Origin of the sequence: Streptomyces sp. NPDC089799, from assembly GCF_040684755.1 — a bacterium.
Lineage (GTDB): Bacteria > Actinomycetota > Actinomycetes > Streptomycetales > Streptomycetaceae > Streptomyces.
Map to the genome: position 1 here is coordinate 75,278 of NZ_JBFBGR010000017.1, position 15,012 is coordinate 90,289.

At 70.7% G+C, this 15,012-nt stretch carries 13 protein-coding genes and 1 riboswitch; of the genes, 7 read left to right on the forward strand and 6 right to left on the reverse strand.

Going from position 1 to position 15,012, the window contains the following annotated elements; translation table 11 throughout:
• Positions 1-67 precede the first annotated feature (67 nt).
• The 4 genes from rlmN (at position 68) to AB0O36_RS20170 (ending at position 5,241) form a co-directional block, all read left to right on the forward strand.
• The gene (gene rlmN, locus AB0O36_RS20155) at positions 68-1,180 is read left to right on the forward strand and encodes a 23S rRNA (adenine(2503)-C(2))-methyltransferase RlmN (RefSeq protein WP_365112000.1); all 1,113 of its coding nucleotides are present in this window, start codon (positions 68-70) and stop codon (positions 1,178-1,180) included.
• Between the two features lie 20 nt (positions 1,181-1,200).
• Positions 1,201-1,311, forward strand: a riboswitch (TPP riboswitch).
• A gap of 86 nt (positions 1,312-1,397) precedes the next feature.
• Positions 1,398-2,489: a thiamine ABC transporter substrate-binding protein gene (locus AB0O36_RS20160; protein ID WP_365112003.1), complete on the forward strand. Its 1,092-nt coding sequence runs from the start codon at positions 1,398-1,400 to the stop codon at positions 2,487-2,489.
• An 80-nt stretch (positions 2,490-2,569) separates the two neighbouring features.
• Positions 2,570-4,183 carry an iron ABC transporter permease gene (locus AB0O36_RS20165; RefSeq protein ID WP_365112218.1) on the forward strand — a complete coding sequence of 538 codons (1,614 nt, stop codon included), beginning with the start codon at positions 2,570-2,572 and terminating at the stop codon, positions 4,181-4,183.
• On the forward strand, positions 4,183-5,241 hold the full coding sequence (locus tag AB0O36_RS20170) for an ABC transporter ATP-binding protein (RefSeq protein WP_365112006.1): 1,059 nt from the start codon (positions 4,183-4,185) through the stop codon (positions 5,239-5,241). Before AB0O36_RS20165 ends, AB0O36_RS20170 begins: the two co-directional genes overlap by 1 nt.
• Positions 5,242-5,267: 26 nt before the next feature.
• Here AB0O36_RS20170 and AB0O36_RS20175 read toward each other — a convergent pair whose 3' ends face one another.
• The 5 genes from AB0O36_RS20175 to AB0O36_RS20195 form a co-directional block, all read right to left on the reverse strand.
• Positions 5,268-6,170 carry a hypothetical protein gene (locus AB0O36_RS20175; RefSeq protein ID WP_365112009.1) on the reverse strand — a complete coding sequence of 301 codons (903 nt, stop codon included), beginning with the start codon at positions 6,168-6,170 and terminating at the stop codon, positions 5,268-5,270.
• A 148-nt stretch (positions 6,171-6,318) separates the two neighbouring features.
• Positions 6,319-7,407: a hypothetical protein gene (locus AB0O36_RS20180; RefSeq protein ID WP_365112012.1), complete on the reverse strand. Its 1,089-nt coding sequence runs from the start codon at positions 7,405-7,407 to the stop codon at positions 6,319-6,321.
• Positions 7,389-8,132: an ATP-binding cassette domain-containing protein gene (locus tag AB0O36_RS20185; RefSeq protein WP_365112015.1), complete on the reverse strand. Its 744-nt coding sequence runs from the start codon at positions 8,130-8,132 to the stop codon at positions 7,389-7,391. The genes AB0O36_RS20180 and AB0O36_RS20185 overlap by 19 nt, the downstream gene beginning before the upstream one ends.
• Positions 8,133-8,357: 225 nt before the next feature.
• Positions 8,358-9,719 (reverse strand): aspartate aminotransferase family protein, encoded by a 1,362-nt coding sequence (locus tag AB0O36_RS20190; protein WP_365112017.1) that lies wholly within the window; start codon positions 9,717-9,719, stop codon positions 8,358-8,360.
• A gap of 3 nt (positions 9,720-9,722) precedes the next feature.
• Positions 9,723-10,226 (reverse strand): Lrp/AsnC family transcriptional regulator, encoded by a 504-nt coding sequence (locus tag AB0O36_RS20195; RefSeq protein WP_365112021.1) that lies wholly within the window; start codon positions 10,224-10,226, stop codon positions 9,723-9,725.
• A 169-nt stretch (positions 10,227-10,395) separates the two neighbouring features.
• On the opposite strand from AB0O36_RS20195, the gene AB0O36_RS20200 reads away from it, so the two are divergent.
• The 3 genes from AB0O36_RS20200 to AB0O36_RS20210 all read left to right on the forward strand — a co-directional run bounded on the left by AB0O36_RS20200 (position 10,396) and on the right by AB0O36_RS20210 (position 13,695).
• Positions 10,396-11,835, forward strand: a complete 1,440-nt coding sequence (locus tag AB0O36_RS20200; RefSeq protein ID WP_365112026.1) for a gamma-aminobutyraldehyde dehydrogenase — start codon at positions 10,396-10,398, stop codon at positions 11,833-11,835.
• A 127-nt stretch (positions 11,836-11,962) separates the two neighbouring features.
• The gene (locus AB0O36_RS20205; RefSeq protein ID WP_365112029.1) at positions 11,963-13,141 is read left to right on the forward strand and encodes an extracellular solute-binding protein; all 1,179 of its coding nucleotides are present in this window, start codon (positions 11,963-11,965) and stop codon (positions 13,139-13,141) included.
• An 89-nt stretch (positions 13,142-13,230) separates the two neighbouring features.
• Entirely contained in the window at positions 13,231-13,695 is a 465-nt protein-coding gene (locus tag AB0O36_RS20210) for a hypothetical protein (protein ID WP_365112032.1), read from the forward strand.
• 20 nt (positions 13,696-13,715) lie between these two features.
• On the opposite strand, the gene AB0O36_RS20215 is transcribed toward AB0O36_RS20210, so the two are convergent.
• A complete protein-coding gene (locus tag AB0O36_RS20215) occupies positions 13,716-14,909 on the reverse strand; it encodes a serine hydrolase domain-containing protein (RefSeq protein WP_365112035.1) in 1,194 nt (397 codons plus the stop codon).
• Positions 14,910-15,012: the final 103 nt, after the last annotated feature.

Consider the following 15,012-nt stretch of genomic DNA (forward strand, 5'->3'; position numbering starts at 1 on the left):
CACCCGGTACTCTGGAAGGGCGCGCTGCCGGTGCAGCGCGCCTTTCGTCTTACGAGGAGTACCTGCCATGGCCCGCCCCGCTCCGGGAGAGCTCACCTTCGTCGCCCCTCGCGGAGTCAAGAAGCCGCCGCGGCACCTCGCCGACCTCACGCCGGCCGAGCGCCGCGAGGCCGTCGCCGCCGTCGGCGAGAAGCCGTTCCGGGCCAAGCAGCTCTCCCAGCACTACTTCGCGCGGTACGCACACGACCCCGCCGAGTGGACCGACATCCCGGCCGCCGCCCGCGAGAAGCTGCGCGAGGCCCTGCTGCCCGAGCTGATGTCCGTCGTACGGCACATCTCCTGCGACGACGACACCACCCGCAAGACCCTGTGGAAGCTGCACGACGGCACCCTGGTGGAGTCCGTGCTGATGCGCTACCCCGACCGGGTCACCATGTGCATCTCCTCGCAGGCCGGCTGCGGCATGAACTGCCCGTTCTGCGCCACCGGCCAGGCCGGCCTCGACCGCAACCTGTCCACCGCCGAGATCGTGCACCAGATCGTCGACGGCATGCGGGCGCTGCGCGACGGCGAGGTCCCCGGCGGCCCGGCCCGCCTCTCCAACATCGTCTTCATGGGCATGGGCGAGCCGCTGGCCAACTACAACCGGGTGGTCGGAGCCATCCGCCGGCTCACCGACCCCGAGCCCGACGGCCTGGGCCTGTCCCAGCGCGGCATCACCGTCTCCACCGTCGGCCTGGTCCCGGCCATCCACCGCTTCGCCGACGAGGGCTTCAAGTGCCGCCTCGCCGTCTCGCTGCACGCCCCCGACGACGAGCTGCGCGACACCCTGGTCCCGGTGAACACCCGCTGGAACGTGCGCGAGGTGCTCGACGCGGCCTGGGAGTACGCCGAGAAGTCCGGCCGCCGGGTCTCCATCGAATACGCCCTGATCCGCGACATCAACGACCAGGCGTGGCGGGGCGACCTGCTGGGCCGGCTGCTCAAGGGCCGGCGGGTGCACGTCAACCTGATCCCGCTGAACCCGACCCCGGGCTCGAAGTGGACCGCCTCCCGCCCCGAGGACGAGCGGGCGTTCGTCCAGGCGATCGCCGCCCACGGCGTGCCGGTCACCGTCCGTGACACCCGCGGCCAGGAGATCGACGGAGCCTGCGGTCAGCTCGCCGCGAGCGAACGGTAGTCTGGCCCCCGTACATCTGCATATTCCGACAGGGGAGCGCCACAGCGCTGAGAGTGCGGCAACCGTCAGGCCGCAGACCCTCTGAACCTCGCCCGGGTCATTCCGGGTAGGAAGTTCGGTCACCACCTCAAGCTGTTGCGCCCTGCCCGGGTGCCCCGCTCCACCGAGCGCCCGGGCGGGGCCGCGTCTTCTCCTGGACACCCCAGGAGGAACATCCGTGAACACCACGAAGAAGATCGCGGGGGCCGCGCTCGCCGCCGCGCTCGGCGTGACCACGCTCACCGCGTGCGGCGGCGACGACAAGGACGCCGGCGCGGGCAGCGGAGCGGCGCCGAAGACGGTGACCGTGGTCGGCCACGACTCCTTCAACCCCTCCAAGGAGGTCCTGAAGGAGTTCGAGAAGCAGACCGGCTACCGGGTCGAGGTGGTCAAGAGCGGCGACGCGGGCGCGGCGCTGAACCAGGAGATCCTCACCAAGGGCAAGCCGCGTGGCGACGTGTTCTTCGGTGTCGACAACACGATGCTCTCCAAGGCCCTCGACAACGGCATCTTCACCCCGTACGAGGCCAAGGGCCTCGCCGCGGTGGGAGCCGGGTACCAGCTCGACAAGCAGCACCGGGTCACCCCGATCGACACCGGCGACATCTGCGTCAACTACGACAGGCAGTACTTCACGGACAAGAAGCTCGCCCCGCCGCAGACGCTGGACGACCTGGTCAAGCCCGAGTACAAGAACCTGCTGGTCACCGAGAACGCCGCGACCTCCTCGCCCGGCCTCGGCTTCCTCCTGGCCACCGTCGGCAAGTACGGCCAGGACGGCTGGAAGGACTACTGGAGCAAGCTCAAGGCCAACGGCGTCGAGGTCGTCGACGGCTGGGAGCAGGCGTACAACGAGCGGTTCTCCGGATCCGCCGGCGGCAAGAAGGCCAAGGGCGACCGCCCGCTGGTCGTCTCCTACGCCTCCAGCCCGCCGGTCGAGGTGCTGTTCTCCGAGCCGCAGCCGGCCGAGGCCCCGACGGGCGTCTCCACCGGCACCTGCTTCCGCCAGATCGAGTTCGCCGGTCTGCTGAAGGGCGCGAAGAACGAGGCGGGCGGCAAGGCCTTCATCGACTTCATGATCGGCAAGGCGTTCCAGGAGGACATGCCGCTGAACATGTTCGTGAACCCGGTGGTCAAGGACGCCAAGCTGCCCGAGGTCTTCACCAAGCACGGTGTGCTGATCGAGAAGCCGGAGAACGTCGCTCCGGACACCATCGCCAAGAACCGTGAGCAGTGGGTCCAGGCGTGGACGTCGCTCGTCGTGAAGTAGGCGCCGGGAAAGCCGGGAAGAAGGCGGCGGCCGCGGAGCGCGCGGCCGCCCGCCGGGGCACCCTGCTCCGGCTCGGCCTGCTGGCCCTGCCCGTCGCCTTCTTCGCGGTGTTCTTCGCCTGGCCCGTCGCCTCGATCGTCGGGCGCGGCCTCAAGACCGACGAGGGGTGGCAGTTCGGCCGCATCGCGGAGGTGCTGGGCCGGCCCGACATCGCCGACGTGCTCTGGTTCACCACCTGGCAGGCCGTCGTCTCCACCGTGCTCACCCTGCTGATCGCGCTGCCCGCCGCATACGTCTTCGCCCGGTTCTCCTTCCCGGGCAAGGAAGTGCTGCGGGCGGTGGTCACCGTCCCGTTCGTGCTGCCGACCGTGGTTGTCGGCACCGCCTTCCTGGCCCTGGTCGGCCGCAACGGCCTGACCGACGAGCTGTGGGGCTTCCGCCTGGACACCACCGTCTGGGCGATCCTCCTCGCGCACGTCTTCTTCAACTACGCCGTGGTCGTCCGGACCGTCGGCGGACTGTGGGCCCAGCTCGACCCGCGCCAGGAGGAGGCCGCCCGGGTGCTGGGAGCGGGCCGGTTCGCCGCCTGGCGGCGGGTGACCCTGCCCGCGCTGGCCCCGGCGGTGGCCGCCGCCGCCCTGATGGTCTTCCTCTTCACCTTCAGCTCCTTCGGCGTCGTCCAGATCCTCGGCGGACCCGCGTACGCCACCCTGGAGGTGGAGGTCTACCGGCAGACCGCCCAGCTGCTGGACCTGCCGACGGCCGCGGTCCTGACGATGATCCAGTTCACCGCGATGGCCCTGATCCTGGCGGTCCACGCCCGTACGGTCCGCCGCCGGGAGACCGCGCTCCGCCTGGTCGACCCGTCCGGTACGGCGCACCGGCCGCGCGGCGCCGGCCAGTGGGCGCTGCTGGGCGGAGTGCTGCTGACGGTGGCCCTGCTGATCGTGCTGCCGCTGGGCGTCCTGGTGGAACGTTCCTTCGACACCTCCGGCGGCTACGGCCTCGGCTTCTACCGCGCCCTCCAGGACGCCGGCTCGACCGGCACCTTCGTGGTGGCCCCGCTGGAGGCCGTCTGGAACTCCCTCCGGTACGCCCTGGCCGCCACCGCGATCGCCCTGCTCATCGGCGGTCTCGCCGCGGCCGCCCTCACCCGGCGCGCCGGCCGGTTCGTACGCGGCTTCGACGCCCTGCTGATGCTCCCGCTCGGCGTGTCCGCGGTGACGGTCGGCTTCGGCTTCCTGATCACCCTGGACGAACCTCCGCTGGACCTGCGGACCTCCTGGATCCTGGTGCCGCTGGCGCAGGCCCTGGTGGGCGTGCCCTTCGTCGTACGGACCATGCTGCCGGTGCTGCGGGCGGTGGACGCGCGGCTGCGCGAGGCCGCCGCGGTGCTGGGCGCGTCCCCCTTCCGGGCCTGGCGGGAGGTCGACCTGCCGCTCGTACGCCGGGCCCTGCTCATCGCGGCCGGATTCGCCTTCGCGGTCTCCCTGGGCGAGTTCGGGGCGACCGTGTTCATCGCCCGGCCGGACCATCCGACGCTGCCGGTGGCGGTGGCCCGGCTGCTGGGCCGGGCCGGTGAGCTCAACTACGGCCAGGCCATGGCCCTGAGCACCATCCTGATGCTGGTGTGCGCGGCGTCGCTGCTGGTGCTGGAGCGGCTGCGGCCCGACAAGACCTCCGGAGAATTCTGATGCGAGCACAGCCCGGGAAGTCCGCCACGGCGGGGGCCGGACTGCTGGAGATCGAGGACGTCACCGTCCGCTTCGGCGAACGCGCCGTGGTGGAGGACGTCCGCCTCGACGTCGCCGAGCACGAGATCGTCTGCGTCCTCGGCCCGAGCGGCAGCGGCAAGTCCACCCTGCTGCGGGTGATCGCCGGACTCCAGCCCGTCTCCGCCGGCCGGGTCCGGCTCGGCGGCGCCGACCAGGCCGGAGTGCCGGTGCACCGGCGCGGGGTGGGCCTGATGTTCCAGGACCACCAGCTGTTCCCGCACCGGGACGTGGGCGGCAACGTCGCCTTCGGCCTGCGGATGGCCGGATCCCCGAAGGCGTCGTACGGGCCGCGGGTCGCCGAACTCCTCGACCTGGTCGGTCTGCCGGGGGCGGAGCGCCGGGCCGTGGCCTCGCTCTCGGGCGGCGAGCAGCAGCGTGTCGCGCTGGCGCGCGCGCTGGCCCCGTCCCCGCGCCTGCTGATGCTGGACGAACCGCTCGGCCAGCTCGACCGCGGACTGCGGGAACGGCTGGTCGTGGAACTCCGCGCCCTCTTTTCCCGGCTGGGCACCACCGTCCTGGCCGTGACCCACGACCAGGGCGAGGCGTTCGCGCTCGCCGACCGGGTGGTGGTGATGCGCGACGGGCGGATCGCCCAGGCGGGTACCCCGCTGGAGGTCTGGCAGCGTCCTGCCTCGGAGTTCGTCGCCCGCTTCCTGGGCTTCGAGAACGTGGTCCCGGCGACCGTGTCGGACGGCATGGCGGCCACCCCGTGGGGGCGGGTACCGGTTCCGGCGGACGCCCCGGCGGGGGAGTGCCGGCTGCTGGTCCGGCCGGGTGGCGTCCTGCTGTCCCCCTCCGGCCTGGACTGCGTGGTGGAGTCCCGGACGTTCCGCGGCACCCATGTGGCGGTGGCCCTCCGCCCGCACTCCGGTCCGGGGCTGGAGGCGGAGTGCGAGCTGGCGGAGGCCCCCGAGGTCGGTGCCTCGGTCTCGGTGACCTTCGCCCCGTCGGACGTGGTGGTCCTTCCGGCGGAGTAGGCCCGCGGGGTGGGCCCGTCGAGGGCCTACGGCACCGGGACCGGGGCCGGTTCCGGCTGTTCGGCCGGGGCGTCGTGGCTGCCGAACCAGGCCACTGCCACGGCTCCGGTCACGGCCAGGACGAAGCCCGCCACGGCGAGCCAGGCCAGGCCGGGGCGGGAGGCGTCGCCCAGCCAGAGGACGCCGATCGCGCCCGGCAGGACCGTCTCGCCGACGACCAGGGCGGCCGTCGCTCCGTTCACCGAACCGATCTGCAGGGCGACCGTGTGCAGGTACATGCCTCCCGCGCCGGCCACCACGATCGCGTACAGCGCGGGATCGGCGAGCAGCGTGCCGAGCCGGAACGGGTCGACGCCGTCGAGGATCCGGACGCCCACGCCGAGGGCGCCGAAGGCCAGGCCGGAGAGCAGGCCGGCGAGGACGGCGGCCCGCGCGCCCAGGAACCGTACGGCCACCGTGCCGCCCACGATGATGAGGACGGTCACCGCGAGCAGCCACCAGTGCGTGGCCCGGCCGGTGTGGCCGCTGCCCTCGTGACCGGCTGCGGTGGCCAGCAGCACCAGGGACAGGCACACGGTGGCGATAGAGGTCCACTCCCGCCGGCTCAGCCGGATCCCGAGCATCCTGACGCTCAGCACCGCCGTGACGACCAGGTTCGCGCTGATGACGGTCTGGGACAGGAACAGCGGGAGCAGCCGGGCGGCCAGTGCGCCCAGTCCGAAGCCGACGAAGTCCAGCACCGTGCCGAGGATGAACTCCCAGGTCATCGCGGCTTTGGCGGTGGAGGTCAGGTTGGGTCCGCCGTGCGCGGTGACTCCTGCGGCGGCGGGGTCCTCGCGGGCGGCACGGCGGGACCCCACCGCCTGGAGCACGGATCCGGTGCCGTAGCAGAGGGACGCCGCGACAGCGGTCAGCAAGCCTATGAGCACGGTGGCTCCGTTCACGTCTGGCAGTGGTGCGTACCTCTGCCAGACGGCTGAACGGGCTCCGGAGTTGCCTCCGCTCGGGTGTGACCCGTGGATCAGCGGTTCAGTGGATCAGTGGTTCAGCGGTTCGGGCGTGGGCGTGCCCCGCGGGTCAGCGGCTCAGGGCCATCGTGGTCAGCTGGGCCACGCCCCAGCTGAGCGGCAGGCACAGGGCCAGCAGCGCGGCGGCCCGCACGGTGGCCGCCGTACGCAGCACCCGGACCGGGGTGCCCAGGTCCAGCAGGGTCTGCCGGGCCTGCGCCCGTGCCTGCCGGACCTCCACGGCGGCGGTGGCCAGGGAGGCCGCCGCGCACGCGGCGACCAGGGCGGCGGCCGGGCCGGTCAGCGGGCCCAGCGGCACCGGTGTCCCGCCGGTCCCGGCCAGGGCCAGGGCGGTGAGCCCGGCGGCGGTCACCGCGCAGGTCACCCCGAGCGGGCCGCCGACACGGCCGGCCTCCTCCTGGAGCGCGCGTCCGGCCAGCAGGCGCAGCGCGCCGGGGCGGGCGGCCTGCACCGCGGTCCCGCACGCGTACGTCAGGCCGGGCCCGGCGAGGGCCAGCCCGAGGGCGGTGAGCGACCAGCCGGCCAGGATGCCGGCGGTGCCCGGGCCGGCGTAGGCCTGGGTGGCGAGTCCGCAGGCGGTGAGCGCGACCCCCCAGGGGAGCCGGGCCTGCGGGGTTCGGGGGGTGTGCGGACGCAGCGCGAGGGTGACGGCGGCGGACGCGGTCAGCGGGGTCAGGGCCAGCAGGGTGAGGGCGCCGGCCACCGGCAGCGGCAGGCCCGCGTGCAGGGTCGCGGATCCGGCCCCGTCGAAGGGCAGTCCGCTGAGGTCGCCGCGCAGGTGCAGGAACAGGGCGAGGGCGACCGCACTGCCCAGGGTGCAGGCCACGGAGGTGGACACGGCCGCGATCAGGGCGGTCCGTACGGGGCCCAGTCCGGCGGCGGTCAGTCCCTCGGGGGGCCGGGACGCCGGGTCGGTACGGGCCACGGCGACGGCCAGCTGCACGGTGAGGGCGAGCGGCACCAGGGTCCACAGCAGGCGAGGGAACGATACGGCAGCCTCGGCCGGGCCGGTGGCCGCCGCGGCGTCGGCGAGGACGCACAGCAGGAGGTATCCGGTGCCGGCGGAGGCGGCGGCGACCAGCAGGCGGCGCAGCTGGAGCAGTGGGCCGGAGCCCCTGGTCAGGCGGAGAGCGAGCACTCGGGGCGGCCTTCCGGTGCGTCGGGGCGGTCGGGCGGCTGCGGTGCGGCCGTGGCGGGGCGGCCGTCCAGCAGGGCCAGCCGGCGGTCGGCGGTGTCCGCGAGGGCGGGGTCGTGGGTGGCGAGCAGCACCGTGATGGAGTGCGACCGGGCGGCCGTGGCCAGGGTGCGCAGCAGCAGCGCGTGCTCGGCCCGGTGCAGCGGTGCGGTGGGCTCGTCGGCGAAGATCACCGCGGGCTCGTTGACCAGGGCGCGGGCGAGGGCGACGCGCTGGCACTCGGCCCGGGTCAGGGCGCGCGGGCGTTTGCGGGCGAAGGCGCCGAGGTCGAGGCGTTCCAGCCAGTCCATGGCGGTCCGCTTGGCGGTGCGGTGCGGTGCCCCGGAGAGGAGCAGGGGCAGGGCCGCGTTCTCCCAGACGTTCAGTTCGGGCATCAGGTGCGGCTCGGGGCCGATCCAGCCGAACCGGTCGCGGCGCAGCCGTTCCCGGGTGAGGTCGCCCATGGTGTGCACGGGCACGCTGTTGAACCAGACCTCGCCCTGGTCGGGGCGGAGCTGTCCGGAGAGGCAGCGCAGCAGAGTGGTCTTGCCGGACCCTCGGGGTCCGGTGACGGCGAGGATCTCGCCTTCGCGGACGCTCGCCGAGACGCCGATGAGTCCGGGCGAACCGTCGTGGGAGTAGTGCAGGGACCGTGCCCAGAGCACATCGTTGTCCGGGGGAGCCACCATGGCGTACACCTCCGTCCGGGGGAACGAAGCGGAGCCCGTTCGGTCACTGGCGCCGTAACGTCATCCAATCCGACAATCGGCCCGAGTGCCCACAGCACAGGGCCCGGACCCTGCCGTTCCCACTCGAACGGAGGATCCGGGCCCTGTGTGGCGCCGGACGGCCGAGGGCTCTGCCCGGGGCGCCGGACTCCGGTCAGTACGGTCCCTGACCGGAGCTCGCTCTGGCTAGAGCTTGGTCCACGCCTCGGTGAGCACCGAGCGCAGGATGCCTTCGATCTCGTCGAAGGTGCCCTGGTCGGCGATCAGCGGCGGGGCCAGCTGGATGACCGGGTCACCGCGGTCGTCGGCACGGCAGTAGAGGCCGTTGTCGAAGAGCGCCTTGGAGAGGAAGCCGTAGAGCACGCGCTCGGTCTCCTCGTCCGTGAAGGACTCCTTGGTGTTCTTGTCCTTCACGAGCTCGATGCCGTAGAAGAAGCCGTTGCCGCGGACGTCACCGACGATCGGCAGGTCGTGCAGCTTCTTCAGGGTGTTGAAGAAGTTGCCCTCCTGGTCCAGCACGTGCTGGTTCAGGCCTTCCTTGTCGAAGATGTCGAGGTTGGCGATCGCGACCGCCGAGGACACCGGGTGGCCACCGAAGGTGTAGCCGTGCAGGAAGGTGTTGTCGCCCTTGTAGAACGGCTCGGCGATGCGGTCCGAGACGATGCAGGCGCCGATCGGGGAGTAGCCCGAGGTCATGCCCTTGGCGCAGGTGATCATGTCCGGCACGTAGCCGAACTTGTCACAGGCGAACATCGTGCCGAGTCGGCCGAAGGCGCAGATCGTCTCGTCGGAGACGAGCAGCACGTCGTACTGGTCGCAGATCTCGCGGACCCGCTGGAAGTACCCGGGCGGCGGCGGGAAGCAGCCACCGGCGTTCTGCACCGGCTCCAGGAAGACCGCGGCGACGGTGTCGGGGCCCTCGAAGAGGATCTGCTGCTCGATCTGGTCGGCGGCCCAGCGGCCGAAGGCCTCGGGGTCGTCGCCGTGGATCGGGGCGCGGTAGATGTTGGTGTTCGGGACCTTGTGGGCACCGGGGACCAGCGGCTCGAAGGGGGCCTTCAGGGCCGGCAGGCCGGTGATGGACAGGGCGCCCTGCGGGGTGCCGTGGTAGGCGACCGCACGCGAGATGACCTTGTACTTCGTGTGCTTGCCCTGCAGCTTGTAGTACTGCTTGGCGAGCTTCCAGGCGGTCTCGACGGCCTCGCCGCCACCGGTGGTGAAGAAGACCTTGTTCAGGTCACCGGGGGCGTAGTCCGCCAGGCGCTCGGCGAGCTCGACGGCCTTGGGGTGCGCGTACGACCACACGGGGAAGAACGCGAGCTCCTGGGCCTGCTTGTAGGCGACCTCGGCCAGTTCCTTGCGGCCGTGACCGGCGTTCACCACGAACAGTCCGGCGAGACCGTCCAGGTAGCGCTTGCCCTTGTCGTCGAAGATGTAGGTGCCCTCACCCCGCACGATGGTGGGGACGGGCGCGTTCTCGTACGACGACATGCGGGTGAAGTGCATCCACAGGTGGTCGTACGCAGTTTTGGAGAGGTCCTGGCTCACGGGCTATCGAGTTCCCCACATGTAGGTCTGCTTCTTGAGCTTCAGGTAAACGAAGCTCTCGGTAGATCGCACGCCGGGGAGCGTGCGGATCCGCTTGTTGATCGTTTCCAGCAGGTGGTCGTCGTCCTCGCAGACGATTTCCACCATCAGGTCGAACGAGCCCGCGGTCATCACCACGTACTCGCATTCGGCCATCGAGGTCAGTGCGTCGGCCACCGGGTCGAGGTCGCCCTCGACATGGATCCCGACCATCGCCTGCCGTCGGAGGCCCACGGTGAGCGGGTCGGTGACGGCGACGATCTGCATGACGCCCTGGTCGAGCAGCTTCTGCACGCGCTGGCGCACGGCTGCCTCGGACAGGCCCACGGCCTTGCCGATGGCTGCGTACGGACGTCGGCCGTCCTCCTGCAGTTGCTCGATGATCGCCAGGGACACAGCATCGACCGAAGGGGACGGTTGTCTGTTCCTGGAATCTGCGCTTCGACTGACCACGGCCTCACTGTGCACGAGGAGTCGTCTGTTCCGCAACCCGGATTCAATGAAATCCGTTGTCCATCGGAGTGAATCTCACTGATTTCGTAGTTCCTCGTGTCCTGCCCTGTCGAAAGCGTCGCCCGAGAGGCTAGGCTGGGGGAGTTGTCTCAACCGTTGGACATTGATCAGGAGTGTGGGTGTAGTGACCACCGAACTGCGTCGTCTGCGCAACTACATCGGCGGGGAGTTCAAGGACGCCGCCGACGGGCGGACCACCGAGGTGGTCAACCCCGCCACCGGCGAGGTGTACGCGACCGCCCCGCTGTCCGGCCAGGCTGATGTGGACGCCGCCATGGCCGCCGCCGCGGCGGCCTTCCCGGGCTGGCGCGACACCACGCCCGCCGAGCGCCAGAAGGCGCTGCTGAAGATCGCGGACGCCTTCGAGGCGCGCGCCGAGGAGCTCGTCGCCGCCGAGTCCGAGAACACCGGCAAGCCGCTGGGCCTCACCGCCAGCGAAGAGCTGCCGCCCATGGTCGACCAGATCCGCTTCTTCGCGGGTGCCGCGCGCATGCTCGAAGGCCGCTCGGCCGGCGAGTACATGGACGGGATGACCTCGATCATCCGCCGTGAGCCGGTCGGTGTCTGCGCCCAGGTCGCCCCGTGGAACTACCCGATGATGATGGCCGTGTGGAAGTTCGCGCCGGCCATCGCCGCGGGCAACACCGTGGTGCTCAAGCCCTCGGACACCACCCCGGCCTCCACCGTCCTGATGGCCGAGATCATCGACTCGGTCCTGCCCAAGGGCGTCTTCAACGTCATCTGCGGTGACCGCGAGACCGGCAAGGCCATGGTCGAGCACTCCGTCCCGGCGATGGCCTCCATCACCGGCTCGGTGCGGGCCGGCATGCAGGTCGCCGAGAGCGCCTCCAAGGACGTCAAGCGCGTCCACCTGGAGCTCGGCGGCAAGGCCCCGGTCGTGGTGTTCGAGGACGCCGACATCGCCAAGGCCGTCGAGGACATCGCCGTGGCGGGCTACTTCAACGCCGGCCAGGACTGCACGGCCGCGACCCGCGTGCTCGTCCACGAGTCCATCCACGACGAGTTCGTGACGGCGCTGGCCAAGGCCGCCACCGACACCAAGACCGGCCAGCCGGACGACGAGGACGTGCTGTACGGCCCGCTGAACAACCCCAACCAGCTCAAGCAGGTCGCGGGCTTCATCGAGCGCCTCCCCGCCCACGCCAAGGTCGAGGCGGGCGGCCACCAGGTCGGCGACAAGGGCTACTTCTACGCCCCGACCGTGGTCTCCGGCCTCAAGCAGGACGACGAGATCATCCAGAACGAGGTCTTCGGCCCGGTCATCACCGTCCAGTCCTTCACCGACGAGGCCCAGGCGCTGCAGTACGCGAACGACGTCGAGTTCGCCCTCGCCTCCTCGGTCTGGACCAAGGACCACGGCCGCGCGATGCGCATGTCCAAGAACCTCGACTTCGGCTGCGTGTGGATCAACACCCACATCCCGCTGGTCGCCGAGATGCCGCACGGCGGTTACAAGAAGTCCGGCTACGGCAAGGACCTCTCCGCCTACGGCTTCGAGGACTACACCCGCATCAAGCACGTGATGACCTCGCTCGACGGCTGACCCGTCACCCGGCCGGCCGGGTGGCCGGATGACCGATCACCCGACTGATCACAGCTGAGTCCCCAGGGGGCGGGCAGTAGACAGAGTGTCTATTGCCCGCCCTTCGGCGTTCCCCGAGTCTTGGGCCATGCCAGAACTCCCCTTCACCCGCCGCTCGGTGCTGCGCGGCCTCGGTGCCGCCGGCCTGGTGTCCGCCCTCGCCGGCTGCGGTGTTCCCGCCGCGTACGTCCCCGAGGGCCGCCGGGGCGGACCGGACCGGTCCGGCCGGGACAAGAGCGTCTCCTTCTCCAACTGGCCCCTCTACATCGACACCGACGAAGAGGACGAGACGAAGCGGCCGACGCTGGAGTCCTTCTCCGAACGGACCGGGATCGCCGTCCGGTACACCGAGGAGATCAACGACAACGACGAGTTCTTCGGCAAGGTCGGCCCGGCCCTGATGAACCACCAGGAGACCGGCCACGACCTGGTGGTGGTCAGCGACTGGATGGCAGCCCGGTTCGTCCACCTCGGCTGGGCGCAGAGGATGGACCGCTCCGGCCAGTCCAACGTGGCACGGAACCTCGACCCGCAGCTGCGCTCACCCGCCTTCGACGAGGGCCGGCTGCACACCGTTCCCTGGCAGTCCGGGATCACCGGCATCGCCTACAACCGCAAGGCGCTCGGCCGCGAGATCCGCTCCGTCAAGGACCTCTGGCAGCCGGACCTGGCCGGCAAGGTCACCCTCTTCTCCGGTCTGGACGAGTCCTTCGCCCTGCTCATGCAGGGCAACGGCGTGGACGTCACCCGCTGGACCGAGGCGGACTTCCACCGGGTCTGCGACCAGGTGGAGCAGCTGGTGAAGAAGAAGCACATCCGGCGCTTCACCGGCAACGACTACACCTCCGATCTGAGCAAGGGGGACGTGCTGGCCTGTCAGGCGTACTCCGGTGACGCCATCCAGCTCCAGGCCGACAACCCCGACATCGAGTTCGTGATCCCCGAGGAGGGTGCCGAGCTCTGGGCGGAGAGCCTCCTGATCCCCAACCTGGCCCGCCACAAGGTCAATGCGGAGGCCCTGATCGACCACTACTACGACCCGGAGGTCGCCGCCGAGCTCGCCGCCTCGGTCAACTACGTGTGCCCGGTCCCCGCCGCTCGCGAGGTGCTGGCGGCCGCGGAGGACAAGGAGACCGCCGAACTGGCCGAGAATCCGCTGATCTTCCCCGACGAGGACATGCGCAAGCGGCTCGCGGTGGCCCGCGACATCTCCGCGGCCGAGCGGCGGACCCTCGCCAAGCGCTGGAACGCGATCGTCGGTCTCTGACCCCCGCCCGCCCGTGGCCCGCCCCGCTCACTTGAACGCGTTCAGCATTTTGGCTGAACGTGTTCAATTCCAGGTGTACGCTTCCTTCCGTGAGCGAGAGAAACGCCCTTGAGCGGCGCATACGCGCCTGGCTGGTCCTGTTCCTCGTCTGCCTGGTGCTGAGCGGACTCACCGCCTTCCCCCTGGTGAGCGAACTCCGCTGGGCCAACGCCCTGATGGAAAACGAGTGGCTCCGGCGGGTCGGTGACGGGCTGGAGCGGGCCGATGCCGAGTACCCCTTCCTCCTCTACGGCACCGACTGGCTCGCCTTCGCCCACCTGGTCATCGCCGTCTTCTTCTACGGCGTCCACCGCGACCCGGTCCGCAACATCTGGATCGTCGAAGCCGGCATGATCGCCTGCGCCGGCATCATCCCGCTGGCCCTGATCTGCGGACCGATCCGCGGGATCCCCTTCTGGTGGAGCGTCATCGACATGTCCTTCGGGGTCTTCGGAGTGATCCCGCTGCTGGTCCTGCGTCGCATGATCAAGCGCCTTGAGGCGATGCCCGCGTAGCCCGAGGCCCCGCCGCGGGGCTACTTCGCGAAGGCGGCCATCACGATGCCGAACGCCACCGGGTTCATGTCCTCGCCCTTCGCGTTGGTGGAGTTGACCGAGTAGACCAGCGTGCGGGAGAGGTCGCGGGTCGCGCCTATCGCGGTGTTGTAGCCGTGCCGGCCGCCCGACTTGCCCCACGCCACCGTGCCGTCGGGCAGGACGATCCTGGACAGACCCGCCGTCAGCGTGGCGTCCTTCCCGTTGGTGAAGTTCTTCACGGCGGGCACCGTGAACATCTCCTCCAGCTGGGCCTTCGGGACGATCTGCCCGCTGAACAGGGCGATCGTGAACCGCTCCAGATCGGCAGTGGTCGAGATGATGTCCCCCGCCGCCCACCGGTCCGAGGAGTTCCACTCCGTCACATCCCGCAGCTCCCGGGAACCGTCAGCCTTCTCGATCGCCTGGTAGCCCCGGTTGTGCGGACCGTGGATCTTCGTCTGCTTCCGAGCCGGGAAGGAAGTCTGGTGCAGACCCAGCGGCTTCAGGATCCGCCGGGCGACCGCATTCTCGTACGAAGTCCCCGTCACCTTCTCGATGAGCACGCCCAGCACCGTGTAGTTGATGTTCAGATAGTGCTGGGCCGATCCCGGGGTGAACTCCGGCTTCTTCGCCAAGGCGTTGGCCAGCTGATCGTGCGGGTCGGTCACATCGAAGCGGTGCTCCCACTGCGCCTCGAAGGAGTCGCCCGGGCCGTCGGCCGCCGGAATTCCGCTGGTGTGGTTGAGCAACTGCCGCACGGTGACCGTGCCGTAAGCGTCGGGGACCGTCCCGGGCAGGTACCACCGGACCGGCCGGTCCAGATCCACCCGGCCCTCGGCCGCCAGCTGGAGCACCACGGCAGAAGTGAAGGTCTTGGTCACCGACCCGGCCCGGAACCGCCCCCGCGGAGTGGCCTCCCGGCCGGTGATGATGTCCGCGACACCGGAACTGCCCCGCCAGCTCCCGCTCGTACCGCCCACCCGGACCAGCGCGGCCGTCGCGTCCTTGTTCTGCGCCCCGAGACCGGCGATCGCCCGCTCCAGCGCCGCGGCATTCGGCGCGGTCGACACCAGCGGTGCCGTGACCCCCGCCGAGACCGGGCCCGGGGCCGGAGCGGCGTGTGCGACGACGGGTCCGGACGCGATGCCCAGGACCAGAGCGGCGGCGATCAGCGTGCGCCTACGAGCCTTCATGATGGGATCCCCCTCTGACCTCACCGGGCCACTGCGGCCCTCGATGACTCAATGCTGCAGGTCAGGGGGGTGGTTGAGGATCACCACAGAGAGGGGTCTTATC